The 24,708-nt window shown below is 62.3% G+C and carries 26 protein-coding genes and 1 pseudogene; 14 read left to right on the plus strand and 13 right to left on the minus strand.

The features are described from left to right. The first annotated feature begins 116 nt into the window (after positions 1 to 116). Positions 117 to 1,670, plus strand: coding sequence for a DUF726 domain-containing protein (locus MF6394_RS22905; RefSeq protein ID WP_069558752.1), 1,554 nt, complete (start codon positions 117 to 119; stop codon positions 1,668 to 1,670). A gap of 42 nt (positions 1,671 to 1,712) precedes the next feature. After that, a complete protein-coding gene (locus tag MF6394_RS22910) occupies positions 1,713 to 3,032 on the plus strand; it encodes an Nramp family divalent metal transporter (RefSeq protein ID WP_054918680.1) in 1,320 nt (439 codons plus the stop codon). A 75-nt stretch (positions 3,033 to 3,107) separates the two neighbouring features. Here the strand turns inward: MF6394_RS22910 and MF6394_RS22915 are convergent, their stop codons facing one another. Then, positions 3,108 to 4,040, minus strand: a complete 933-nt coding sequence (locus MF6394_RS22915) for a LysR family transcriptional regulator (protein ID WP_078467627.1) — start codon at positions 4,038 to 4,040, stop codon at positions 3,108 to 3,110. 118 nt (positions 4,041 to 4,158) lie between these two features. Here MF6394_RS22915 and MF6394_RS22920 point away from each other — a divergent pair, with 118 nt between their 5' ends. The 6 genes from MF6394_RS22920 (at position 4,159) to MF6394_RS22945 (ending at position 7,489) form a co-directional block, all read left to right on the plus strand. Beyond that, positions 4,159 to 4,647, plus strand: a complete 489-nt coding sequence (locus tag MF6394_RS22920) for a DMT family transporter (protein WP_069558749.1) — start codon at positions 4,159 to 4,161, stop codon at positions 4,645 to 4,647. 4 nt (positions 4,648 to 4,651) lie between these two features. Next, positions 4,652 to 5,107, plus strand: coding sequence for a DMT family transporter (locus MF6394_RS22925; RefSeq protein ID WP_044274535.1), 456 nt, complete (start codon positions 4,652 to 4,654; stop codon positions 5,105 to 5,107). Positions 5,108 to 5,195: 88 nt separating this feature from the next. Further along, entirely contained in the window at positions 5,196 to 5,366 is a 171-nt protein-coding gene (locus tag MF6394_RS22930; RefSeq protein ID WP_019816816.1) for a putative metallothionein, read from the plus strand. A gap of 115 nt (positions 5,367 to 5,481) precedes the next feature. Further along, positions 5,482 to 6,258 (plus strand): AraC family transcriptional regulator, encoded by a 777-nt coding sequence (locus MF6394_RS22935; protein ID WP_044274533.1) that lies wholly within the window; start codon positions 5,482 to 5,484, stop codon positions 6,256 to 6,258. A 69-nt stretch (positions 6,259 to 6,327) separates the two neighbouring features. Then, positions 6,328 to 6,501 carry a DUF1427 family protein gene (locus MF6394_RS22940; RefSeq protein WP_078467628.1) on the plus strand — a complete coding sequence of 58 codons (174 nt, stop codon included), beginning with the start codon at positions 6,328 to 6,330 and terminating at the stop codon, positions 6,499 to 6,501. A gap of 28 nt (positions 6,502 to 6,529) precedes the next feature. Then, positions 6,530 to 7,489 carry a quinone oxidoreductase family protein gene (locus tag MF6394_RS22945; protein ID WP_078467629.1) on the plus strand — a complete coding sequence of 320 codons (960 nt, stop codon included), beginning with the start codon at positions 6,530 to 6,532 and terminating at the stop codon, positions 7,487 to 7,489. Between the two features lie 113 nt (positions 7,490 to 7,602). Here MF6394_RS22945 and MF6394_RS22950 read toward each other — a convergent pair whose 3' ends face one another. Both MF6394_RS22950 and MF6394_RS22955 read right to left on the minus strand, forming a co-directional pair. Next, entirely contained in the window at positions 7,603 to 8,634 is a 1,032-nt protein-coding gene (locus MF6394_RS22950) for a purine-nucleoside phosphorylase (protein WP_078467630.1), read from the minus strand. A gap of 14 nt (positions 8,635 to 8,648) precedes the next feature. Beyond that, positions 8,649 to 9,599, minus strand: a complete 951-nt coding sequence (locus MF6394_RS22955; protein ID WP_078467631.1) for a nucleoside-specific channel-forming protein Tsx — start codon at positions 9,597 to 9,599, stop codon at positions 8,649 to 8,651. Between the two features lie 212 nt (positions 9,600 to 9,811). Here MF6394_RS22955 and MF6394_RS22960 point away from each other — a divergent pair, with 212 nt between their 5' ends. Beyond that, positions 9,812 to 10,621: an aminoglycoside phosphotransferase family protein gene (locus tag MF6394_RS22960; RefSeq protein WP_047711112.1), complete on the plus strand. Its 810-nt coding sequence runs from the start codon at positions 9,812 to 9,814 to the stop codon at positions 10,619 to 10,621. Here the strand turns inward: MF6394_RS22960 and MF6394_RS22965 are convergent. Then, positions 10,606 to 11,514 (minus strand): helix-turn-helix domain-containing protein, encoded by a 909-nt coding sequence (locus MF6394_RS22965; protein WP_047711111.1) that lies wholly within the window; start codon positions 11,512 to 11,514, stop codon positions 10,606 to 10,608. The genes MF6394_RS22960 and MF6394_RS22965 overlap by 16 nt on opposite strands. A gap of 254 nt (positions 11,515 to 11,768) precedes the next feature. On the opposite strand from MF6394_RS22965, the gene MF6394_RS22970 reads away from it, so the two are divergent. Further along, positions 11,769 to 12,542, plus strand: coding sequence for an L-iditol 2-dehydrogenase (locus MF6394_RS22970; protein ID WP_047711110.1), 774 nt, complete (start codon positions 11,769 to 11,771; stop codon positions 12,540 to 12,542). 638 nt (positions 12,543 to 13,180) lie between these two features. After that, complete coding sequence (locus MF6394_RS22985; protein ID WP_078467633.1) at positions 13,181 to 13,828, plus strand: isochorismatase family protein; 648 nt, start codon at positions 13,181 to 13,183, stop codon at positions 13,826 to 13,828. A 3-nt stretch (positions 13,829 to 13,831) separates the two neighbouring features. Here the strand turns inward: MF6394_RS22985 and MF6394_RS22990 are convergent, their stop codons facing one another. The 7 genes from MF6394_RS22990 to MF6394_RS23020 are packed head-to-tail and all read right to left on the minus strand — an operon-like array spanning position 13,832 to position 20,270. Beyond that, on the minus strand, positions 13,832 to 14,863 hold the full coding sequence (locus MF6394_RS22990; protein ID WP_047711108.1) for an ABC transporter substrate-binding protein: 1,032 nt from the start codon (positions 14,861 to 14,863) through the stop codon (positions 13,832 to 13,834). A 13-nt stretch (positions 14,864 to 14,876) separates the two neighbouring features. After that, entirely contained in the window at positions 14,877 to 15,974 is a 1,098-nt protein-coding gene (locus MF6394_RS22995) for an NAD(P)/FAD-dependent oxidoreductase (protein WP_047711107.1), read from the minus strand. Next, on the minus strand, positions 15,971 to 17,314 hold the full coding sequence (locus MF6394_RS23000; RefSeq protein ID WP_047711106.1) for an FAD/NAD(P)-dependent oxidoreductase: 1,344 nt from the start codon (positions 17,312 to 17,314) through the stop codon (positions 15,971 to 15,973). Before MF6394_RS23000 ends, MF6394_RS22995 begins: the two co-directional genes overlap by 4 nt. After that, on the minus strand, positions 17,311 to 17,601 hold the full coding sequence (locus tag MF6394_RS23005; RefSeq protein WP_047711105.1) for a (2Fe-2S)-binding protein: 291 nt from the start codon (positions 17,599 to 17,601) through the stop codon (positions 17,311 to 17,313). Before MF6394_RS23005 ends, MF6394_RS23000 begins: the two co-directional genes overlap by 4 nt. Beyond that, on the minus strand, positions 17,601 to 18,395 hold the full coding sequence (locus tag MF6394_RS23010; protein ID WP_044274510.1) for an ABC transporter permease: 795 nt from the start codon (positions 18,393 to 18,395) through the stop codon (positions 17,601 to 17,603). Before MF6394_RS23010 ends, MF6394_RS23005 begins: the two co-directional genes overlap by 1 nt. A 4-nt stretch (positions 18,396 to 18,399) precedes the next feature. Continuing rightward, positions 18,400 to 19,245 carry an ABC transporter permease gene (locus tag MF6394_RS23015; RefSeq protein WP_047711104.1) on the minus strand — a complete coding sequence of 282 codons (846 nt, stop codon included), beginning with the start codon at positions 19,243 to 19,245 and terminating at the stop codon, positions 18,400 to 18,402. Beyond that, a complete protein-coding gene (locus MF6394_RS23020; RefSeq protein ID WP_069558403.1) occupies positions 19,242 to 20,270 on the minus strand; it encodes an ABC transporter ATP-binding protein in 1,029 nt (342 codons plus the stop codon). Before MF6394_RS23020 ends, MF6394_RS23015 begins: the two co-directional genes overlap by 4 nt. Positions 20,271 to 20,511: 241 nt before the next feature. Between MF6394_RS23020 and MF6394_RS23025 the strand changes: the two are divergent. From MF6394_RS23025 to MF6394_RS23035, 3 genes and pseudogenes are all read left to right on the plus strand, one after another. After that, a pseudogene (locus MF6394_RS23025) lies at positions 20,512 to 21,341 on the plus strand (IclR family transcriptional regulator). 80 nt (positions 21,342 to 21,421) lie between these two features. Further along, positions 21,422 to 22,777, plus strand: a complete 1,356-nt coding sequence (locus tag MF6394_RS23030) for an MATE family efflux transporter (protein WP_047711101.1) — start codon at positions 21,422 to 21,424, stop codon at positions 22,775 to 22,777. Between the two features lie 41 nt (positions 22,778 to 22,818). After that, positions 22,819 to 23,991 (plus strand): MFS transporter, encoded by a 1,173-nt coding sequence (locus tag MF6394_RS23035; RefSeq protein ID WP_044274503.1) that lies wholly within the window; start codon positions 22,819 to 22,821, stop codon positions 23,989 to 23,991. Here the strand turns inward: MF6394_RS23035 and MF6394_RS23040 are convergent, their stop codons facing one another. Both MF6394_RS23040 and MF6394_RS23045 read right to left on the minus strand, forming a co-directional pair. After that, on the minus strand, positions 23,992 to 24,357 hold the full coding sequence (locus MF6394_RS23040; protein WP_078467634.1) for a type II toxin-antitoxin system HicB family antitoxin: 366 nt from the start codon (positions 24,355 to 24,357) through the stop codon (positions 23,992 to 23,994). After that, entirely contained in the window at positions 24,354 to 24,605 is a 252-nt protein-coding gene (locus MF6394_RS23045; RefSeq protein ID WP_078467635.1) for a type II toxin-antitoxin system HicA family toxin, read from the minus strand. Before MF6394_RS23045 ends, MF6394_RS23040 begins: the two co-directional genes overlap by 4 nt. Positions 24,606 to 24,708 lie beyond the last annotated feature (103 nt).

Consider the following 24,708-nt stretch of genomic DNA (forward strand, 5'->3'; position numbering starts at 1 on the left):
GGTCTTGGTTGAATACTGTTTTGGCCAGGCCCTTCTGCAAACGTCGGTCAGGATTCACCGTTCTGATCGCCTCTGTTTGTTACTATCGCCATCCCGTCACCCGGAGTCGCCGCTCTATGCAACACCAGTGGGATGAAATGCACCGCACCCGCAAGCCCACGTTCGTCCTGTGTGGCGAGCCCCAGGGGGATGTGCTCAATCTCTATGTTCACGGTTACTCGGCGTTCTTCAACCGCCAGCAACTGGGCAATTTCAAGCAACAGTTGGCGGCTATCGAAGGCTCGACCAACCTGATGCTGTTCTGGCCGGCGGGGCATTTTCTGGAAAACCTGTTTGCACCGTTCAAGGACGTGCTCGCCTCATTGCTCGGCGGTGGCGGCCTGGGCGCGGCGACGGTGGGCGTGGGCAAGGCCATTGCCTATTTCCTTGATCATTACAAAAGCGTCGAGGCGCGGGTGGATGAAGTGGCCAAGACCTTGTTGCCCGAACTGGCCGGCTACCTGCACGACCAGTCGCTGCCGGTACGGCGCATCAACCTGATCGGCCATTCCCTGGGCGCGCGCATTCTGGTCAAGAGCCTGCTGGCCAGCCCCGAGATCGCTCGCGAACTGCCGTTGAATAACCTGTTGTTGATGGGCGGGGCGATCTGTACCTCGAGCCCTTGGGACGAGGTGTCGGCGCCGCTGAAGGGGCGGTTGATCAACTGCCATTCGAGCAAGGACTGGGCGCTGGCCATGAAGCCCGATACCGAGCGTTGCATTGGCCGCTATGCGATTGACGTGACGCCCGCGCTCAAGGCCAAGGTGACCAATGTGCACCTGGCCAGCTTCGATCATGCCGCCTATTGGCCGCAGTTGAAGACGGTGGTGCAGTACACCGATTTGCTGCAGGAGCGGCGCGGCATGATCCGTGTGGACTCGCGCAGCAGTGACGTGCGGTTTGCCGAAGCGGACGGGGACCTGTACCCGGCATTGGTGCAAGCGCGGCCGGAGGAGCTGAAGTTTCTTGCCGAACTGATGGCGCAAAAGCGCAGTGCCGCGATTGATGCCAGTGTGCGCGAACCGTTGAAACTGGCCATTGAGTTGCAGCGCATGGGCGGCGACAGCTTTATGAACCTGGCTCGTGGCCATGGCGTGGGCTATCGCCAGATTGCCGAAGACGTGGCGCAACGCCTGGGCATCAAGTTCGACCAACCACTTGAACACGTGGCGCTGGCAGAGATCGAAGGGCAGGTCGCAGAAACACTGATCGAGCAGTACAAGGACAAACTCAGCCGCGCTGATCGTCAGGCGTTCGAGGCCGAGCTCCAGGCGGCTGCGCAAAAAGAGCAGGGGTTGTTCAACCGCCTGGATGTGGGCCGTTCGGCTACCGCAGCCTTGAGCGGCACGGCGTTGGCCGGGCTGACCGGGTTTATCCTGCGGCGCGGTGCGGCGACGGCGATCCCGGTGGTGGGCCAGGCGCTGGCTGCGGCGATGTTGCTGGTCAGCGGTGTTCGGGCGTTTTCCGGCCCGGCGTATTCGATCACGACCTTGGCGGTACTGGTGGTCGGCGTGATCCGCCAACGCATGGAGCGCGAGGCGCTTAACCAGGAACTGGACCTGGTGGTGCAAGTGGTGGAAGCGTTTGACCTGCCACGGGACACGGTGATGCGCACGGTCGCGTCTGACTGATAAGCTGCTGCCCAAGTCTTGTGTATTTGCCTGGAATAGCGCGTGAAATTCAGCCTGCCAAAAATCGCTACCGCTCCGTTTTGCCCGCCGGAAGTGGCCGGCTCTGTCGCTGTTGATCCCAAGGCCTCGTTTTTTAAACGGGTGTTGATGTTCGCTGGCCCCGGCCTGTTGATCTCCATCGGCTACATGGACCCCGGCAACTGGGCAACGGCCATTGAAGCCGGTTCACGCTACGGCTACAGCCTGCTGTTTGTGGTGCTGCTGGCCAGCCTGGCGGGGATGGCGGTGCAATGCCTGTGTTCAAGGCTGGGCATCGCCACCGGCAAGGACCTGGCGCAACTGTGCCGTGAGCGCTACAGCCAGCGCTCTGCTCGTACCCAGTGGGTGTTGGCGGAAATCTCCATCATCGCCACAGACCTTGCCGAAGTGCTCGGCTGCGCCCTGGCGTTTCACCTGTTGCTCGGCGTGTCACTGACCACCGGCATTGTCATCACCGCATTCGACACGCTGTTGATCCTGGCCCTGCAAAATCGTGGTTTTCGCCGCCTGGAAGCGATCATGCTGGCGCTGGTCGCCACCATCGGCGTGTGCTTTTTCATCGAACTGGTGCTGATCAAACCCTATTGGCCGGATGTGCTCAGCGGGTTCACCCCTTCACTGTCGGCCATCAGCGATGCGGCGCCGTTGTACCTGGCCATCGGCATCCTCGGCGCGACGGTCATGCCCCATAACCTCTACTTGCACACCTCTATCGTGCAGACCCGCCTGATCGGCAAGGACCTGGCGAGCAAGCAGGACGCGGTCAAGCTGGCGCGTATCGACACTATCGGCTCCCTGGCCTTGGCGCTGTTGGTCAACGCCGCGATCCTGGTGCTGGCGGCTGCAGCCTTCTATAAGACCGGCCATACCGATGTGGTGGAAATCCAGGACGCCTATCACCTGCTCGACCCCTTGGTCGGCGGTGCTTTCGCCAGCATCCTGTTCGGTATCGCCTTGCTGGCTTCGGGCCAGAGTTCGACCTTTACTGGCACCATTGCCGGGCAAGTGATCATGGAGGGTTACCTGAACCTGCGCATACCCTGCTGGCAGCGCCGCCTGATCACCCGCGGGCTGGCGCTGATCCCGGCGTTCCTGGGGGTATGGCTGATGGGCGACGATGCCATCGGCAAGCTGCTGATTCTCAGCCAGGTGGTACTGAGCCTGCAGCTGCCCTTTGCGCTGTACCCGTTGATCCGCATGACCGGCGACAAGCAATTGATGGGGCCCTTCGTCAACCGGCTGCCCACGCGGCTGCTGGCGTGGTTTCTGTTCGCGGTGATCAGTGGGGCGAATGCGTGGTTGATTGGGCAGTGGGTGTTCTGAGCCAGGGTTGAGTCAGTGCTCTTTTTCTCAACCCGGCCTTCGAACAGTTTGCGCTCCGTCAGGGGGCGGTCACACTCACCGATCCCAATACGGCACCGTCCCAAAACACTCCACGAAATAGTCGATCACCGTGCGCACCTTCAACGACAGCCTCCTGCTGCCCGGCCACAGGGCGGCGATCTGTTGGGGCTCCAGGGTTGTCGCGACCTCGTACTCAGTCAGCACCGCCTGCAAGGTGCCGGCCCGCAGGCTTTCGCCAATCAGCCAGGACGGGAACACCACCAGGCCCAAGCCTTGTTCGGCGGCGTGGGTGAGGGTGTCGGCGTGGTTGCCGGTGATGGGGCCGCTGACGCTGTAGGCTGTCCAGTCGCCTTGGCCGTGGCGGAAGAACCAGCGCTGCTGGCCGGTGATGCCTTTGTAGGCCAGGCAGTGGTGGTGGGCCAGTTCGTCGGGGTGGCGCGGCGTGCCGTGCTGGGCCAGGTAGGCAGGGCTGGCCGCGATACGAAAGCGTTGCGGCGCGAAGATGCGCGCCTGCATGCCCGAATCATTGAGCACGCCGATACGAAACAGCAGGTCGGTGCCATCTTGCAGCGGGTCGACGAAGGTGTCGGTCTGCTGGATATCCAGCTGCAACTTCGGGTAGCGCCGGCACAACGCTCCCAGCCAGGGTGAAAGGTGGCGCTGGCCGAACACCATGGGCGCGTTGATACGCACCAGGCCGCTGGGTTCGCTGTCTTGCTCTTGCAGGGCCTGGTTCGCCGTCTCCAACTGCTCCAGTAGCAAGCGCGCGTGGCGGCCCAGCAGGCGGCCGGCTTCGGTGGGGCTGACGGCGCGCGTATGGCGATAGAGCAATTGCTGGCCGACGGCCTGTTCCATCAGTTGGATCTGCCGCGAAATGGAGGAGGGCGCCAGGCCTTCGCGGCGGGCCACTTCAGAAAAGCTGCTCTGGTCCAGCACGGCCACAAACAGGCGTAGCGCCTTGAAACTCAGTTCATTCAAGCCCTGCATCATCTCTCCAGGCTGTGCGTTTTGCGCAAAGGTGTTGTCCGCATGCTCCCATTTATCGCACAGGACGGCCACCGGATAATGCGCGCCATGTTTTTCTTTCTTGATACACGGGTGATGTATGCAGGCACGTTCTACCGAGGGGCTGGCGCAGGCCAGCCCGAGCAATAACCTTTTACGGCTGCTGCTGTTGCCGTTGGTGATTCTGGCGGGCATGGGCCTGTCGGTGGAGGCCGGCTTGCTTGGGCCATTGGGCGCGCAGGTCGGGCATTTGTGGGCGACGTTGAGCATCTTTGGCGTTGGCACGGCGATTTTGTTTTTACTGCTGCTGTTCAGCGGCCCGCAAAAGGGCCCGGCATTCACGCAGTTGCCGCGCTGGCAGCTGATCGGCGGGTTTCTGGGGCCGATGTACGTGGTGGTGCTAACCCTGGCCACACCGCATATCGGTATCGCGATGACCATGATCGCGATCCTCTCGGGCCAGGTGGGCAAGAGCGTGTTGATCGACCACTTCGGCTGGTTCGGCACGGCGCGCAAACGGGTCAATGGTGAGCGCTGGATCGCGTTGGCGTTGATTGTGGCGGCATTGATTCTGATTGCACGAGGTTAAGGCGATGAATCTGTTTATGTTGTTGGTGCTGGTGATTGCAGCGGGTGCGGTGTTGAGTGTGCAGGCCGCTATCAACGGGCGTCTGGGTCAGACTGTGGGGGTATTGCGCAGCAGTTTGTTGACCTTCGCGGTGGGCGCGCTGACCACGGCGTTGTTGATATTTTTCTTCGAGCCGGCCCAGGCCGTCAGCCTGCTGGAGGTGCCCAAGTGGCAATTGACCGGTGCCCTGTTTGGCGTGGTGTACATGATGGTGATGGTCGGCGCGGTGCCTGTGGTCGGCACGGCCGTCGCCACGGTGGCGGTGATTGTCGGGCAATTGGGCATGGGCATGTTGATCGACAACTTTGGCTGGCTGGGCAACCCGGCGATCGAGCTGTCGGGCAGCCGTATCCTCGCCATGCTGTTGCTCGCCCTGGCGTTGGTGTTCATGTACCGCAGCAATAGCCGCCGGGCCGACTGACGGCGCTGAACCATGCTTGCTTGCTCAGGGTCACTGCTTAAGGTGTGGCGCTCGCCGCACCGGACGACCATGAAAAAGGAGTCTGACCATGCCAGATCAAACCTGTGCTTGCCCTCACTGCAAATGTGTATTGGGCGCTGACGCAATCATGAAAGACGGCAAGGGCTATTGCTGCCAGGGCTGTGCCGAGCACCATGCTCACGGTGAACCCTGCGCCGCCGCAACGGGTTGCGAATGTGCCAAGTCGGCCCACGGTTGACAGCATTGACCTGCGGGCCCGGATACCCGGTGCCTGCAGGGTGAGTAAAAACAGTTCGCTTGCCCGCGGCCAGTCTTTACCATGGCAGCCCATCCTTGATTGATGTGTACCCGCCATGGCCCTGGCCGCGCCTCCCGACCTCACTGATCACGCCGTTCCCGTGCAACCGTTGGCGCGTACCTACCCGCGTGGGTTGTACGTAGAGCCGCACAGCCACGATTGGGGCCAACTGCTCTACGCCATGAGCGGGGTGATGTGGGTCGAGACGCCACGCGAAGCCCTGGTGGTGCCGCCCCAGCGCGCGGTGTGGTTGCCGCCGGGGGTGGAACACGGGATCCGCGTGGTCTCCGATTTGCAAATGCGCAATATCTACCTGCGCCCGGCATTGGCGGCGACGCTGGACAGCCAGGTGCAGGTCATCGAAGTGGGTCGCTTGTTGCGGGAGTTGATCGTGACCTTGGTGGAGCAGGGCGATCACGGCGATGCGGCCTACTACGAGGCTGTCGTAGGCCTGGCTCTGCTGGAGTTGCAACGCGCACGTCGCTCGTCTATCCGCATTGCCATGCCGGTGGCGGCGGATCGTCGGCTGATCAATGCGTGCCAGGCGGTCATGGCTGCGCCTTCCCTGGACATCCCGTTCGAACAGCACGCCGAGGCAGCGGGCGCCAGCGTGCGCACTTTAGCGCGGCTGTTCCAGCAGCACCTGGGCATGGGGTTTGCCCAGTGGCGCCGTCAGGTGCAGTTGGCCACGGCGGCTGCGGAGTTGATCCAAGGCCAGCCGGTGAGCGGCATAGCGCGCACCCTGGGTTACTCGCCCAGCAGCTTCAGCGACATGTTCAGACGCGAACTGGGCGTGTCGCCGTCCCAGTACCGGAGTTGGCCGAAATCCTGAAGCACTTGGCCGATACCCACGGTAGGCGCGCCCTAGACTGAGCCCATCAATCCACCGGGCGCAGCCTTCATGAGCTATTTGATTTCCTTGGCCATCGGCCTGTTTGTCGGCGTGATCTACGGCGCGCTGGACTTCCGTTCACCGGCACCGCCCGCTATCGCACTGGTCGGCCTGATGGGCATGCTGCTCGGCGAAAAGCTCTGGCCCATGGCGCGACAGTTGGTCGGTGGTTGGTTGTCCTGATCCCTTTTCCCTTCGACGGATGCCCTCGATGAACGCACTGCAATTTACCGCCACCGGCGACCTCGCCCACCTGAGCCTGGTGGAGGTGCCCGTGCCGGTGCCGTCTGCCGGCGAAGTGCTGGTGCAGATTAACGCTGCGGGCCTGAACCCCAGCGACGTGAAAAACGTGCTTGGCCGCTTCCCCTACACCACGCTGCCACGCATCCCAGGGCGTGATTTTGCCGGCGTGGTGGTGGAGGGGCCGCAAGCATTGCTCGGCCAGGCAGTCTGGGGCACCGGTCGCGACGTGGGTTTTTTCGCTGACGGTTCCCATGCCCAATACCTGCGCGTATCCGCCAAGGGCGTGGCGCACAAACCCGCGCATTTGAGCTTTGCCCAGGCGGCCAGCCTCGGCGTGCCCTACACCACCGCCTGGGATGCCCTGGAACGCAGCGGCGTTGGCCAGGGCACGCGCTTACTGGTGATTGGCGCCAACGGTGCGGTCGGCAGTGCGGCGCTGGCGCTGGCGAAGATACGCGGCGCGCAGGTGCTGGCGGCTGTGCGCAAGGCCGATCAGCTCGAGTTGTTGCAGGCTCAAGGGTTGGACGCGATTGCCTTGGGCAAGCCAGAGGCGCTGGGCGCGCAAGTGCAGGCTGTGTTCAAGGGCGGCGCCGACGTGATCTTTGACACCACCGGTTTCTGGCTGCCTGCCGCGGTGGCGGGGCTGGCACCGTTCGGCCGCATTGCGATCATCGCCGCCCCGGTTGACGGCCACGTGCAGTTACCGGCCCTGGCACTGTACCGCAAGGGTGGTTCGGTGGTGGGGGTTAACTCGTTGCTTTATAGCTGCGAACAATGCGCGGTGATGTTGGAGGCGTTTGGGCGCTTCTTTGATGAAGGCCTGTTGCCGCTGCCTACGGGATTACGTGAAGTGGCGTTGGTGGAGGGTGTTCAGTGCTATGAACAAGTAAATAGTGGCAGCCCGGACAAAATCATTTTCCTGCCTTGATGGGATCAAAAATGTGGGAGCGGGCTTGCTCGCGAATGCGGTGTATCAGTCACCTATATATCGACTGACACTCTGCATTCGCGAGCAAGCCCGCTCCCTCATTTTTTTGATCTTTATTCGGTTTCGGGAACGCCTTTTTCCCACGCCGACCAGTTCTTCACAATCGCCTGGACCAACGGGTTGCCCGTGCGGTACAGGTTTTCCAGCGCCGGTACAAAACCACCCTGGTCCGCATACTTGAGCAGGTTGTCTACCTCGCTGTAGCCCGGATAAGGCCGGTCAAAGTCGGAGCCGGCGCGCACCACGGCCAGACGCTGGATATCCAGCAAGCCTTCGCGGCTGGCGCGCAGCAGCGCTTCGTAGGTGGAGTTGTCCTCTTGTTGGGTGGTGCAGTATTCGCCTTTGTTGTCGGTGAGCAACTTGGTCCAGACTTCGGCACGTTCGCTCAACCGGGTACCGGAAAACCAGGTGTTGCCCGCCAGGGTGTCGCAACGCGTGACTTGCGGCGGCTGGTTGGCGGGGGCGGCGGGGTAGTGTTTGCGCCAGGCGGCGGACTCTTTGCTTTCTGTCAGTTCCACCTTGTGCGACAAGGCAAACGCCTTGGCTTGCAGCTTTTGGTTGAGCTCAAACACTTCGGTCTTGTAGTCCAGCGGGGGTTTTTCGTTGGGGCCCTTGGTGTTGATCCCGATATAGCCCGTCGGCCAGTCCTTGGGTGCATCCCGTGAATCCAGCTCCCACTGCGTGCCGAACTCCACCAGGTAATGAGCCCAGGCGGCGGTGCCGATGGTGCCGTGCTTGGGGCTGATACCGGCGATCCCGGCGACCAGGAAGTAACTCTGGCGCAGGTCGAACTTGGGCGACAAGGCCAGGGCCAGGGTAGACGCGGCCGCGTTGGTCTGGCCCATGCCGGTCACCAGCAGGCACACGTCCTGGGCGTTGCAGCGAATCACCGGGTATTCGGCGGACAAGCCCGGAACGCGTACCTCTTGTTTAAGTTCGAGGCGGTCGATCCAGGTTTGCGCCTCGGGGGCGAACATGGTGATCAGCATCACCTTGGGTTTGATCGGCGCCGGGTTATCCGCCAGCACCACGTGGGGCAATAGGGCCAGGCCTGCGGCCAGCGAGATACGGGTCAATGCGTTCATCTACAGCTCCTTGATCAGAATTGGTAGCCCACGCCGGCGTAGTAACCCCAGCCGTCGGAGCGTGCACGGAAGTTGCCTTCGCCGAAATTCAACTCGCTGCCGTCCTCCCAGTTGCCGCCGTTGTGAAAGTAACGGCCGACCAGGGTAAAGCGCAGGTGGGTAAACGAGTACAGCAACACGTTGGTGGCCACCAGGGAATTGGCGGTGCGCGCCGGGTTGTCCTTGTGCAGGTCCGAGCCGAAATCGTAGTTGGTAAAACCGATGTAGGTCAGCGAGGCGCCGTTGTCGAACTTGCCGATGGGCACGATGTACTTCATCTGCGCCCGGTAGCCGTCCCAGGAATACTCATTGCTGGCGCCATAGTTTTCCCACTGGTAGCGCCCATAGAAGTTGGCCGACAGGTTGACCCGCGAGTGGGTGTCGATATCGGTGCCCAGGCCGCTGTACAGGGTGTTGGCGCGATTTTCCTTGCGGCTGCCGTGGTCGTAGATCCAGTCAAAGGCCACATACCATTCCTTGAACGGGCCGAACGCCAGGCTGCGTCCTGCGAGGTAGTCGATGGAGATCCGCGGTTCATGCTCCATGAACACCGGCGAGCCATGGTCCCACACGCCTTTGTCATTGCTGTTACCGATGGTGAGGATCTTCGGCACATCGATATAGCCGTACAACTCAAAGGGACCCTTGCGCCCGAAGTACTCGTATTCCAAGTAGATGTCATCTTGAGGCTTGGGGCCGAAACTGATGTCTTTGCTGCCGATCAGCGTGAGGTCCTGGTTGAACCACTCGGACAAATAGACGCCTTTTTTCGTCGGCGGGTTGGCTTCAGGGCTGAGGGTTTCGCCCTGTGCTGAGTCATCCACGGGCTTTTGCTGCGCCAAAATGGGTGCACTGAGTACTCCCGTAACGGCGGCCAGTAGCAACGAAACGCCAAGACAAGCGCGAGGCTTTGAGGTGGGGTGCATTGAAAGTCCTTATTCTTACGCGGTTTAAGCCCGATCAGACGGGTAGGAGTGAACTTGGCGGTCAAGTTCGTTCCGCAAACGTTTGCATAGGCTGTACCAACTTGGGTCAATGGCTTGAACTGTTTAGAAAAAAGACGAATTTGCCGACGCTTTGGTCAGGAAAACAGTGGGTTTTCTGTCATCCTGACGCGCTAACCCTGTGGAGGAACCCGATGTTCGAACACTACCTGCGTGCCTGGCACCTGAGTGCCGATGGAGAGCCTATCGTCACACCGGGCAGCCACCTCTTGCCGGTGCGCTGGCAAGGCGTGCCGGCGATGCTGAAAATTGCCCATACCCCTGAAGAAAAACTCGGCGGCCGCCTGTTGAGCTGGTGGGCAGGTGACGGCGCGGCACGCGTATTCGCCCATGACCACACCGCCGTGTTGATGGAGCGCGCCACGGGGCCAGGTTCCTTGATGCGCATGGCCCTCAATGGCCAGGACGATGAAGCCAGCCAGATAGCCTGCGCCACCCTGGCCCGGTTGCATGCGCCTCGTGCGTCGCCGCCTGAAGGGTTGGTTGGGCTGGATGAGTGGTTCAGCTCCTTGTGGCACGCCGCCGACCAGGAGGGCGGCGCCTTACGCGACTGCGCGACGATGGCCCGCACATTGCTGGCTGCGCAACAGGAGGTGGTGGTACTGCACGGTGATTGCCATCACGACAATATCCTCGATTTTGGCCCGCGGGGCTGGCTGGCGATTGATCCCAAGCGGGTGATGGGCGAGCGCGGTTACGATTACGCTAATTTGATCTGCAACCCGGATTTGCCGACCAGTAGCGACCCGCTGCGTTTCAGCCGCCAGGTTGGGGTTATCGCCCAGGCGGCCAGCCTCTCGCGTCCGCGATTGTTGCAATGGGTAGTGGCTCATGCCGGGTTGTCCGCCGCCTGGTTTCTGGAAGACCAGGAGCGCGAGCGTGCCATGAATGAGTTGCAGGTTGCTCGCCTGGCACAACGGGCACTGGCTCAGTTGAATACTTGAAGTGCGGCCTGCCGCCGGTACTCACTCGGCGTCTGGTGCATTTCGATACGAAAGTGGCGGTTGAAATTCGACAGGTTGGCGTAGCCCACCTCAAAGCAGATGTCCGCCACTGACATCTGGCTGTGCAACAGCAAGCGGCAGGCACGCTGCACGCGGAACTTGCGCATCAGGTCGATAAAGCCGTGGCCGGTGTTGCGTTTGAAAAACCGCGAAAAGCCGGGTTCGCTCATGTCCAGTTGCCGGGCGATGTCCGACAGGCGTACATCGCCGGTCAGTTCCCGCATCAGGTAGTCAAGCGCCTTGTTGATGCGTTGGGCACTGCGCGCGTCCAAAGTGGGTGCGTAGCAAGGGCTGGCCAGGGTTTTGGCCTGTGAAGGCGGAGCATTCTTCAGGGTGTCGAGCAGTTGCAGGAACAGGGTCAGGCGTTGCAAGCCCTGGGCGCTGCCGATGGCCTTCATCAGCCGTGCCGCGCCCGTTGCGGTCTCGCCGGTGAATTCGATGCCCCGGCGCGCCCGTTCAAACAGTGGCTGTAAATCACCGAGCTCAGGCAGGGTGGTGCGCAGGGCGAGGAGGGTGGCGCCGTCGAATTGCAGCACCACATCGCGCCCGTGCAGGTGTTCGCCGGGGGCCAGGTCGCCGATCCAGTCGTGGGGCAGGTCAGGGCCGATCAGTGCCACATGCCCGGCGCCGAACGCACCGATATAGTCGCCCGCCACCAGCTTGCCGCTGCCTTGGCGGATCAGGTGGATTTCGAATTCAGGATGATGGTTCCAGCGCGCCAATTCATAGGGATAGTCATGTTCGAACCAGCGAAAGCCATGTTCCGGTTCGGGCAGGATCACCTCAAGCTCCGCAGGGCGGTGCTCGAACAGGGTGGCGGGGCTGATGGGCATGGTGCTGCCTCTTGTGGGGTGCAATCGCCCCAAAATACCCGCACTGGCAATCGGTGCGCTAGCCCCGGTTTCGCCTGCGACTGATACTTTTTTGATCCTGGCTCACAGGTTAAAAAAGTATCAGCCGAGCCTTCGCCAGTCGTTTGTGAGACGGCAGGCCAAGCTGCTGTAATCGAGGCTCAACAACAAAGGTCGGCAAGCTGTTCTGGGCGGCGCTCACCGGCTACCGGCAATAACCTTTACAGGACCCTCCCATGAAACGACTCGAAGGCAAAAGCGCGCTGATCACCGGATCGGCGCGGGGCATTGGCCGTGCGTTCGCCCAGGCTTACATCGCAGAAGGCGCCACCGTGGCCATCGCCGACATCAACCTGCAAAGGGCCCAGGCCACCGCCGCTGAGCTGGGCCCCCAGGCTTACGCCGTAGCGATGGACGTCACCGACCAAGCCTCCATTGACGCGGCCATCGCCTCCGTGGTGGGCCACGCCGGCAAGCTCGATATCCTGATCAATAACGCGGCCCTGTTCGACCTGGCCCCCATCGTTGACATCACCCGCGACAGCTTTGAACGGCTGTTCTCGATCAACGTTGCCGGCACCTTGTTCACCCTGCAGGCCGCAGCCCGACAGATGATCAGCCAGGGGCATGGCGGTAAGATCATCAACATGGCCAGCCAGGCCGGGCGGCGGGGTGAGCCGTTGGTGGCGGTCTACTGCGCGACCAAGGCAGCGGTGATCAGCCTGACGCAATCGGCGGGGTTGAACCTGATCAAGCAGGGTATCAACGTTAACGCTATCGCTCCTGGTGTGGTGGATGGCGAGCATTGGGATGGGGTGGATGCGTTGTTCGCCCGGCATGAAGGGCTGGCGCCTGGCGAGAAGAAAAAGCGTGTAGGCGATGAGGTGCCGTTTGGGCGGATGGGCACGGCGCAAGACCTGACCGGCATGGCGATCTTCCTGGCGTCGGCGGAGGCCGACTATGTGGTGGCCCAGACCTATAACGTCGATGGCGGCAATTGGATGAACTAGTGTTTGACGCTGACCCAACTGTGGGAGCTTGCTTGCCTGCGATAGCGGCCTGAGAGCCGCCACCTATCTACCTGGCACCCCACGATCAACCTGTGGGAGCGGGCTTGCTCGCGAAGGCGTCCTGGCAGTCAACACAGTTGGATTGTGTACATATCCATTGCTGCGGTAACGGCCACTTAGGGTTCCGCCCTGACGGCGGCTCACTTTGCAAAAGCGGCAAAGTAAGCAAAACGCCCTTGCCCCACCACTCGGCACCTCGCTTGGGCTCGGTGTGCCCGAACACAGGCTTGAATCCGTGGGCCGCCGCCACGCGCCATCCATGGCGCGGGGCGGCTAACCCGGCGTCCTGCCGGGTTACCCACGAATTCAAGCCTGCGTTCGGCCAGCGTGGTTTAACGGGGCGCCTAAGATCAAAAGCAGATCAAGAGCGACTCGCTTCGCATCGTGGTTACCGTCCACCGTTACAGCGTTGTGTAGATACCTATGGTCATCGCAGGCAAGCCCACCTTTGAACTTCAGCGTTCTTGAGAATAGGGTGAGTCAGCAACGCGTCGATCCACGCAGTAAACTACCCCATACTTCAACTTCTCTACGCTCGCCCTGAGGCGGTCGTACGTGCAGACCACCAGAGAACGACCATGAGCCTTTCGAAAGCCGCCCTCGCTTCATTCGACGTCGACGCCCAGAAGAGCTTCACACCTTTATGCCCCAACGAATTGCCGGTAGCCGGAGGCGACCGCATTGGTGCCGAACTCAACTACATGGCCAGCCTCGCCGGCCACCGCATTGGCAGCAAGGACGCCCACACCCCCCACGCGCCCTGGGTGGTCGCGCAACACAGCGAGATGCTGCAACCCACCGGCCTGGTCCATGCCGATGTGACTTGGGTCAGCCACTGCGTGCCGGGCACTGAGGGGTTCACGCTGCTCGATGAGTTGCCCGCGCCCTATGACTACGACTACTTCATCTGGAAAGGTGTCGAACCCGACCTGCACCCCTATGGCGCCTGTTATCACGACCTGCACGACAAGCTGTCCACTGGCGTCATCGAGTACCTCAAGGCCCACGGCGTGGTTCGTGTGATCGTCGGCGGCTTGGCGCTGGACTACTGCGTCAAGACTACCGCGTTGCAATTGCTCAAGGCCGGCTTGCACGTTGTTCTGCATTTGCCGGCGTGCCGCAGCATCAGCGAGGAGGGCGGTGTACAGGCCGTCGACGAATTGCTCAAGGCCGGTGCACACATCAGCCGCACCCGCGAAGAACTGGCCCTGATTGCGCAGGGCTAAGCCTCAACGTTCAATCGAGCGACTCCACCGCGCATTCCACTCTGGCCGTGCCTGGTTGACCTGGTCCCAATCAATCGAAATGGCCGTTTGCAGATAACCCTGCATGGCTTCCACCCGCGCACGGGTTTTATCGGTGGTGGGGGTGCTCGGGTTCGACGGGATCTGGTCACCTTCTTCCAACGCCGGCGCCTGGGCCTCGGCGGTCAGCAAGAACGCTGCGAGCTTCTGCGCCAGTTCCGGCTCGTCATTGCGGGCGATCACGCATTCGGCCACGTTGAGCACCACCGCACCTTCTTTGGGCTGCGCGTACTCCATCGGTATGCCGAGCAGCTTTTGTGTGGCGACCTGGGTCGGGGTCAGGGGGAAGATCGCGGCCTCATCGGTCTGCACCATCTCGGAGATTTTCGCGGAGCTGGCGATGTATTCCAGCACATTGGGGCCAACGGTCTTAGGCCAGGCCTTGAAGCCCGGTTCCACATGGGTTTCATCGCCACCCTGGATGCGGTTGAACATCAGGAAGCCATGCAGGCCGAAGGTGGAGGAGGCCAGGGATTGGAACACCACTTTGTCCTTGAAGCGCGGGTCGGCCAGGTCCATCCATGAGGTGGGCGCGGCCCAACCTTTGTCCTTGAACATCTTGGCGTTGTAGCCAAGGCCAGTGACGCCCAGGGTCACGGCCACGGCTTCGTCCTTGATTCGGGCCTTGACCGGGATCTGTTCCAGCGGCGGGCTCGGCGCGAGCTTGTCGCACAGGCCCATGGAGATGGCGCGGTACATGATGCCGTCGTCGAGGAACATCACATGCATCTGCGGGTTGGCCTTGTTGGCCTGAACCTTGGCGAGGATGTCCGAGGAAGTGCCAGGTACGATCACGACCTTGACGTTATTGGCCTTTTCGAAGGCGGGCAGCACCTTGTCGGCGTACACCCGTTCCATGGTGCCGCCGTTCATGCCCAGGTACAGCGTGGGGGCGGCATGGGCCGTGCCGGTGAGCAAGGCGAGGGACAAGCAGGACAACGCGAGACGTGATTGCATGGGGTTTTTCCTCTCAGGCTTGGAAACGACGGATGGAAAACGCTTCGATGGGTTGGCGGCTGGCGCCGTCGCAGACGATCTCTGCCAAGGCTTCACCGACGGCGGGGCCGAGCTGGAACCCGGCACCGGCAAAGCCGAAACCGTGGAGCAGCCCAGGTTGGGTACTGCTGGGGCCGATCACCGGTTCGTGGTCGGGCAGGTAACCTTCGGTGCCACTCCAGGTGCGAATGGCCTGGGCACCCTGGAGAAACGGGTAGAGTTCGCCGGCGTTGCGCAGAATCTCCAGCACCGCCGCCTGGCCCGGCCTGGCCTGCTGCGGGCCCAGGGCAAAGCCGCGCCCGCCGCCGAGGATGCAATTGCCGCGGGCGACTTGCCGCGCATAGATGCCGCCACCCTCGACGCCGGTGCTGACGGTCATCACCCCCGGCAGCGGCTCGGTGACCAGCATCGCCGGGTGCGCCGAGATGATCGGCACCGGTTCGCCCAATTGCGCGGCGACCTTGCCGGCCCAGGCGCCCGCGCAGTTGAGCAGCCACGGCGCTTGCAAGTGCAGGCCGTTGGCGCAGTGCACCTGGAACAGCCGGCTGTCGTGCTCGATGCCGATTACTTCGGCTTGCTCGTATACCGCAGCGCCATGGCGCTGGGCGGCACGGGCAAAGGCCGGGGCCACCAGGCGCGGGTTGGCATGCCCGTCATCGGGGCACAACGAGGCGCCCACTGCCACGTCGCCCACCCAGGGGAAACGCCTGCGTAACTCGCTGCGGTCCAGCAGCTGCAAGCCCAAGTCGAAGCCACGGGTCTGCTCGGCGTAGGCTTGCAGTGCGGCAAAATCCCCAAGGCTGCGTGCCAGCTTCAAATGCCCGGAGCGCACGTATTCACCCTCGATACCAATCAACCCGGGCAGGTCGGCCCACAGTTGATGGGCGCGTTGCGACAGCGGCAACTGATGCAAGGGCCGCCCCTGGCGCCGCACGCCGCCGTAATTGACGCCGCTTGCATGCGAGCCACAAAAATCCCGTTCTACCAGGGCCACACGCTGGCCTTTCTGGGCGAGTATCAAGGCCGCCGAAGCCCCGACGATGCCTCCCCCCAAGACGATGACGTCGATCATGGCTGCACCTGCACGCCAAACGGCAGCGGCTTGATCGGTGCCTGGCCACGCAAGCGCCCAACTTGGGGGAGGTCACGCCCGCTACGCTCGGCCACGATTTCCGCCGCCGCCAACCCGCACATTCGCCCCTGGCAGCGGCCCATGCCGACGCGGCAATGGGCTTTGACCCGGTTGATTTCCCAGTGGCCTTCATCCACCACGGCGCGCACCTCGCCGACGCTGACCTCTTCGCAGCGGCACAAGATCAGGTCATCGGGCGCCTGCGCGGCCCAGTGTTCGGGGAAGGGGAAGGCGGTTTCCAGGCCCTGGCGAAAGCGCTGGATACGCGCCAACTGCCGTTCCAGCGCGACGCGGCGGCGCTGATCGACCACGACACCGGTGTCCTCCAGCAGCGCCAGCGCAGCACACTCGCCGGCCATTTGCGCAGCATCGGCGCCCATTATTCCGGCGCCGTCGCCCGCCAGGTACACCCCTTCGACACTGCTGCGCCCGGCGCTGTCACGTTGCGGCAGCCAGGCGCGGTTGAGGGGGTTCCAGGCAAACTCACAGCCGAGCAGATCGGCCAGTTGCGTTTCGCTGCGCAGGGCGTGGGCGAAGGCCACCGCATCGCATGGCAGGGTCTGGTCGCCCCAGCGAATGCCGCGTACCCGTTGGTCGCCATCGATCTGCTTGAGCATTGCGCCCTGATGCACGGGAATCCCGTGGGCGGTCAGCCAGGCGCGGTAATACATGCCCTTGGCCAGGGTCGCCGGTTGCCTGAGCAGCGCCGGCAAGGCACGGCATTGGGCGCTCAGCGGTGCACTGTCGAGCACCGCCAGCACCTTGGCACCGGCCTTTGCGTATTGGTAAGCGACCAAATAGAGCAACGGCCCGGAGCCGCAAAACACCACACGTTCGCCAATCGCGCAGCCTTGGTACTTCAAGGCGATCTGCGCCGCGCCCAGGCTGTAGACACCGGGTAACGTCCAGCCTGGCACCGGCAGGATGCGGTCGGTGGCGCCGGTAGCGACGATGACCTGCGCGTATTCGAGGCTGTCGGCGCGCCCGTTATTGAGCATGTCCAAGCGACCGTCCTCGGCATTCCACACCAAGGTGTCCGGCCGGTAGTCGATCAGCGCTGCCAGTTCATCCATGGTTTGGTGCACGGCTTGGGCCTTGCGCGCTTCAAACCCGTAGATCTGCCGGGCGGTGCGTTGGAACCCTGGGGGTTGGCGCCGATAAATCTGCCCGCCACCGCGCGGGCTCTCATCCACCAGGCACGGTGTGATGCCATGGTCGAGCAAGGTGCGCGCCGCGCTGATCCCCGCCGGGCCTGCACCCACTATCACTACCGGCTTCATGGCTGGCGCCCCGGATCACGGCTGATCGCCTGGCCTTCTTCCAGCAGGGTCGAACAGGCGCGCACCCGTCGCCCATCGGCCAGGCGCACCCAACAATCCTGGCACGCGCCCATCAGGCAAAACCCGGCGCGGCGCTCGGCACTGAAATCGCTGCTGCGCAGGTGCTCGGCGCAGGTCAGTATGGCGGTCAGCAGGGTATCGCCGAGCAACCCCGTGGCGGGCTGGTCGTCGAGGGTGAAGGCCAGGGCAGGGCGTTGGGTTTCGCTCAGTCGCTTGAACAAGGCCATCAGTGTTTCCCCACCAGCACGCGGTCCAGGCCGTAGACCCGGTCGAGCACAATCATGGTCGCTGCCGTCAGTGCGATCACCAGCGCCGACACGGCCGCCATCATCGGGTCGATGGACTCGGTGGCGTACACGTACATGCGCACCGGCAGGGTTTGCGTGGCCGGCGAGCTGACGAAAATCGACAGGGTCACTTCATCGAAACTGTTGATGAACGCCAGCAACCACCCACCGGCCACACCGGGCAAAATCATTGGCAAGGTGATCTGCCGGAACAGCGTAAAGCGCCCAGCGCCGAGGGATTCGGCGGCCTGCTCGGCACTGCGATCAATGCCAATGGCCGCCGCCAATACCAGGCGCAACACATAGGGGGTGATGATCACCACGTGTGCGAGCATCAGCCAGGTAAAGCTGCCGTTCACGCCCATCAGCGCAAACAGGCGCAGCATCGCCACCCCCAGCACCAGGTGCGGAATGATGATGGGCGACAGGAACAGCGCACTGAAGAAGTTGCGCCCCGCAAACGAGTAGCGACTGATCGCCAGGGCCGCCGGCACCGCGATCAGGGTCGCCAGGGTGGCGGCGGTGAAGGCCAGGATCAGGCTGTTATAGAAGGCCTGGATAAAGTCGGCGCGTTCGAACACCGCGCGAAACCAGCGCAGGGAGAAGCCCGACGTGGGCAGGCTCAAGGTGTTCTCTGGCGTGAACGCCACCAGGCACACCACCACCAACGGCGCCATCATGAACAGCACCACCATGGCATGGAAACCGAGGGCCAAAGGACCGTTTCTAGACATGCGCTTAAACCCCCAGGGACTTTTTGTAGCGGCCTTCGACCATGCGGTTCCAGCTCAGCATGATCAGCAGATTGACCAACAGCAGCGCCACCGCGAGGGTCGCGCCCATGGGCCAGTTGAGTTCCGAGAGGTACTGGTCATACACCACGGTGGCGACCATCTTCAGGCGCCGCCCACCCAGCAGGCCGGGGATCGCAAAGGAGCTGGCAGCCAAACCGAACACGATCAAGGTGCCGGACAGCACACCGGGCATCACTTGGGGCAGCACGATCTTGCGCATCACCGTGGCCTGGCTGGCGCCCAGGGACAACGCCGCCTGTTCGGCCGACGGGTCAAGTTTTTGCAGCGAGGTCCACACCGGGATAATCATGAACGGCAGCATCACGTGCACCAACGCGATGATCACCGCGAATGGCGTATACAGCAGCTTCACCGGACTGCCGCCGAGGGCCTGGATCATTTGGTTAATCAGCCCGTCGGCACCCAGCAGCAGGCTCCAGCCAAACGCGCGCACCACCACCGAAATCAGCAGCGGCGTGAGGATCACGATCAGGAAGATCGAGCGCCATGGCGTGCCCATGCGGCTGAGAATGTAGGCCTCCGGTACGCCGATCACCACGCACAGCAGTGTCACCAGGGCGCTGATCCAGAAGGTGCGCCAGAAAATCTCGTAGAAGTAGGCGTCGCTCAACAGCGCCGCGTAATGGGCCAAGGTCCACTCATCGGCCTTTACGCCCACTTGGTAGTCGAACACATTGAACGACAGCACCAGGGTCAGGCCCAGCGGTATGATCAAAAGCCCGGCAAACAGCACCAGCGCCGGCAGCGAGAGCAGGTAGCCGCGACTCATGGGTGCACCTCATCGGCCGCCAGTACGCGCAGCAAATCGGCCTGCCATTGCAGGCCCACCACCGCGCCGTTAGCCAAGGGCGCGCTACCGTCGTTACTGCGCACCACGGTAATTTCGCCCAGGGCAGTGTGGACGCGGTACAGCCATTGGCTGCCGAAAAAGTAGCGGTCCAGCACTGCGCCTTGCATGCGCCCGGTGCCCGCGTCCACCAGTTGGATTTTTTCCGGGCGCAGGCTCAGGGTCAGTTCACCTGCGCCGCCGTCGTGGCGCACTTGAGGGATGCCGAGTGCGTCGTAGTCGCCGGCCAGCAGATTGGCCTTGCCGACGAAGTCCGAGATAAAGCGCGTGCGCGGGTGTTCATAGAGCTTGTAGGGCGCGTCGATCTGGGTCACACGCCCGGCCTGCATCACCACCACGCGGTCGCTGATGGACAGGGCTTCGGCCTGGTCATGAGTCACCATCAAAGTGGTGATGCCCACCGCGCACTGGATACGCCGGATTTCAAACTGCATCTCTTCACGCAGGTTGGCGTCGAGGTTGGACAGCGGCTCATCGAGCAACAACACCGGCGGTTCGATCACCAGCGCACGGGCCAGGGCCACGCGCTGACGCTGGCCACCGGACAGCTCGCGGGGGTAGCGCTCGGCATGTTGAGCCAGGCGCACCAGCTCCAGCACGCTGTTGACGCGGGTGGCGATGTCGGCCGCTGGCACCTTGCGCATCTTCAGGCCGAAGGCGACGTTGTCGCGCACGCTCATATGCGGGAACAGCGCGTAGCTCTGAAACACCACGCCCAGGCCACGGCTGGCGGGTTTGGCGTGGGTAATGTCGCGACCGTCGAGCAGGATCTGGCCACCGCTGACGTCGACGAAACCGGCGATCATTTGCAGGGTGGTGGTCTTGCCACAGCCTGAAGGGCCCAGCAGGGAAACGAACTCGCCTTGTTCCACCGCCAGATCAGTGGCGACCACCGCGTCGACGGCGCCATAGCGTTTGCTCAAGGCCTTGAGTTGGAGAAATGCCATGTCTGCTTTCCACCTTTATTCAGTCGCGTCAAATACGCGCTTTCTTGTTTTGGGCAGATGCGAAAAGTGGTGCCGGTGCGTTGGCGCTCGATCTCAAGTCGGCTGCCGGTTGTTGTTCATTTCGCCCCTGTGGACGCAGATTAGGACGAAGACTAGGATGGGTGGAAGATAGAATTTCACTCAGCGGACTACTATTTTAAGATTTATTCATTGAGCAGAATTATTAGCGAGATTAGGTGTGATGAATTCTACTGAGCGGAATAACGACGGTAAGGATATCGGTGCGGGCAGCGTGTCCCGGCTGTTTGCCGTGCTGCGAGCGCTGGGGAGGTACCGGAGGGTGGCGAGCGGGTTACCCAGCTCGCCCAACAGGTGGGCTTGTCCCAACCCACCACCCATCGCCTGCTGCGTAGCCTGATGGACGAAGGCATGGTTGAGCAGGATGCGCGCAGCAAACGCTATCGCCTGAGCCTGGAGTTCTTCGCGTTGGCGGCCAACGCAGGCAAGACCGGCAACCTGCGCGACCTGGTGCGCCCCAGCCTGTTGCGCCTGAGCGCGTCGCTGGGGGACTCGCTGTTTCTGCTGGCGCGCTCAGGCTTTGACGCCATTTGTCTGGACCGCAGCGAGGGCCCGTACCCGATCCGTACCTTCACCGGCGATATCGGTGGGCGCGTGGCCCTGGGCGTGGGGCAGGGCAGCCTGGCGATCCTGGCGTTTTTGCCGGAAGAAGAGCGCGAGACGGTGATCCGCTACAACCTGCCACGGCTCAAGGACTTCCACCTGTATGACGAAGTGCTGCTGCGCTCCGAAGTGGAGAGCGTGCGCAACCTGGGTTATGCGGCACGCAACACTGGTGTGCTGGAAGGCATGGCGGGGCTGGCGGTGCCCATCCTCAACCGCGACGGGTACGCGGTCGCGGCATTGAGCGTGGCGACCATCAGCGACCGCCTGGGGCCGAGCCGCTTGCCGATGGTGGTGGAGTTGCTCAAACGCGAGGCGGCGGCCATCGGGCCGCGCCTCAATCCGTTTGATCCGACGTTGCGCAGGCCTTCGCAGACCTTTGGGGGTTAACCCGAGCCTTCACAACAGCATATTGGATCCAGTTACGGTATAACCCTGAGACGCTTTCGTCATTCGAGGCCCCGTTTTTCATGCAAAACCCTTTGCAACGTCCGCTGTGGCAAATCTACCTGTTGTTCCTGGCACCGATGGTGCTGTCCAATTTCCTGCAAAGCTTTTCCGGTACCCTCAACGGCATTTACGTTGGGCAAATGCTTGGGACCCAGGCGTTGGCTGCGGTGTCGGGGATGTTTCCCATCGTGTTTTTCTTCATCGCTCTGGTGATCGGCCTGGGGGCGGGCGCCTCGGTACTGATCGGCCAGGCATGGGGCGCCCAGGAGACCGGGATGGTCAAGGCGATCACCGGTGCCACCCTGACCCTGGGCGCATTGGTGGGCCTGGCCGCCGCCGTGCTGGGCAGCCTGTTTGCGCGCCCGGCGTTGCAAGCGTTGGGCACCCCGGTGGACGTGCTCGACGACGCGGTGGGCTACGCCCAGATGATGATGTTGATCATGCCGTTGCTGCTGGTGTTCATCCTGTATACCCAACTGCTGCGCGGGGTCAGCGACACGATTTCGCCTTTGCTGGCATTGATGGTCTCCACCCTGGTGGGCTTGCTGCTGACGCCTGCGCTGATTCGTGGCTGGATCGGCCTGCCGCCCATGGGCATCCAGAGTGCGGTGTATGCCGGGCTGGTGGGTAACGCCTTGGCGATGCTGTTTTTGATCCTGCGCCTGCGGCACAAAAACCACGTGATGGCGCCAGACCGCGAGCTGCTTGCCGCCTTGCGCCTGGACCGCGTCATCCTCGGCAAAGTCCTGCGCATCGGCCTGCCGACGGGCTTGCAGATGGTGGTGCTATCGCTGTCGGAGCTGGTCATCCTGGCCCTCATCAACGGCCACGGCTCCCAGGCCACGGCGGCCTATGGCGCGGTGACGCAGATCGTCAACTATGTGCAGTTCCCGGCGCTGTCGATTGCCATCACCGCCTCGATCCTCGGCGCCCAGGCGATTGGCGCCGGGCGCCTGGAGCGCATCGGGCCGATCCTGCGCACTGGGCTGGTGATCAACCTGTGCCTCACCGGTGGCTTGATCGTGCTCGGCTATGGGCTATCCCACTGGTTGCTGGGCCTGTTCATCACCGACGACAGCGCACGGGTGCGGGCCGAACACCTGCTGCACATCATGCTCTGGAGCATTCTGGTATTTGGCTTCCAGGCGGTGATCGGCGGCATCATGCGCGCCAGCGGCGTGGTGCTGATGCCGGTGGCGATCTCGATCTTCTGCGTGCTCGGCGTGGAACTGCCAATGGCCTATCTGTTCAACGCCCACTTCGGGTTGGAAGGGGTGTGGATGGCATTTCCGGTGACCTACCTGGCGATGCTGGTGTTGCAGATAGCCTATTACCGCTTGGTGTGGCGGCATAAGCAGATCAAGCGGTTGGTGTGATAAAAAGCTGCGCAACTTGAAGGAAAGAAGGCATTAACGTCATGGCGAACCCCTACGCCGAATTATTCCAGGCCCCCGGTGCCCGGGCCTTTGTGCTCGCGGGCATGCTGGCACGCATGCCGATATCCATGACTGGCATCGGCCTGATCACCATGCTGTCCCAGGTGCATGGCGGCTATGGCCTGGCCGGTTCGGTGGCGGCGGTGTTTGCCCTGGCCACGGCGATTTGCGCGCCGCAAGTGTCACGTTGGGTGGACCGCTACAGCCAGGGCAGGGTGCTGCCAATTGCCGCGCTGATCGGCGGCGGGGCGCTACTGATGTTGCTGCTGTGTACGCGGTTGCAGGCGCCGAATTGGACGCTGTTTCTGTTCGCCGCGCTGGCGGGCTGCATGCCCAATATGTCCGCTATGGTGCGGGCGCGCTGGACCGAGTTGTACCGTGGCCAGCCCAGGCTGCAAACCGCGTTTGCCCTGGAGTCGGTACTCGATGAGGTGTGCTTCATCATCGGCCCGCCCATATCGGTGGGGTTGAGCGTGGCGGTGTTTCCAGAAGCCGGGCCCTTGGTGGCGGCGCTGTTGCTGGCGGTGGGCGTCACCACCTTTGTGCTGCAACGGCAAACCGAGCCACCGGTACACGCGCATCAGGGCGCGCACGGTCGCTGGCTGATTGCTTCGCCGTCGGTATTGATCCTGATGATTCTGCTGCTGGCCATGGGCGTGATTGTCGGCGTGGTGGATGTGGTCAGCGTGGCCTTCGCCCAGCATCAGGGCCAGCCGGCGGCGGCGAGTATCGTGCTGTCGGTGTATGCCATTGGTTCGTGCCTGGCCGGGTTGGCCTTCGGTGCCCTCAAATTCAAGGCACCGTTGCCACGCCAGTTCCTGTACTGCGGCGTAGCCACGGCGTTGACCACCTTGCCCTTGCTGCTGGTGAGCAATATTCCCGGCTTGGCCGCTGCCATCTTTATCTCCGGGTTGTTCTTCGCGCCCACCTTGATTGTGTCGATGGCCATGGTGGAGCAGATCGTCCCGGCCAGCCGCCTGACCGAAGGCATGACCTGGCTGATCACCGGCCTGAGCATCGGCGTGGCCATTGGCGCCGCCAGTTCGGGGTGGATGATCGACCATTTTGGTGCCACCAGCGGGTTCTGGGTGGCCCTGGCAGCGGGGGCGGTGGTAGCGGGCTCGGCGGTATTGGGTTACCGGCGGTTGGGCTAGTCAGTCAATCGTTGGGCATGGCTCTGGGTAATGATGCTGCAGAAACTCGTTCAGCGCCTGACGCGTAAGATCATTCAATGTCACTTTCTTACGGTTTGCCGCCAGGGCAGCGGCCAAATGCAAGTCATGCCCGACGCGTACGTTGAATGAACCTTTGCACGGTTTCTCCGGCGTGTGCCCCAGGCTCTGGCAGGTAGCGAGATAATCATCCACCGCGCCACGGAAGGCTGCGTCCAGTTCAGCCACAGTTTTGCCTTCATAGCTCACCAATGCCTTGATGAACAGGATTTTACCAAACAGGCAGTTGTCCTCGAGGCTGGCTTCGATGGAGCCGATGTAGCCTTTGTGTTTCAGTTGGTTGTTCACTGAATCAGTTCTCCTGATTTCAATTGTTCGATGATCTGGCGCCGAATGTAGTGTTTCAGTTCGTTGCCGGGGTGAGGCTTGTGCAGGGTGATCATTGCACTGGGGTCGCCCATGTCGAACTTGACCCGGCTTCCGGTCCCTTCAATCTGTGTGTATCCCAATCGGCGTAATAACGTGACGAGCTCAGACCAGGTAAATGCCATGTGCTCATTGAGCAGTTTGGCGAGCAGCTTTTCATTTTTGGACACGGCGTTCCCTGCGTGTAACTAAATGTAGTTGCAAAAAGTGGTGTTCGTCAATCCTAGCTCAGGTTCGCGTTGCTTCCCGGGGATTGATGTAACCCCTGATGAC

The sequence above is a fragment of the Pseudomonas sp. MF6394 genome (genome assembly GCF_002018845.1).
GTDB classification, from domain to species: domain Bacteria; phylum Pseudomonadota; class Gammaproteobacteria; order Pseudomonadales; family Pseudomonadaceae; genus Aquipseudomonas; species Aquipseudomonas lactis.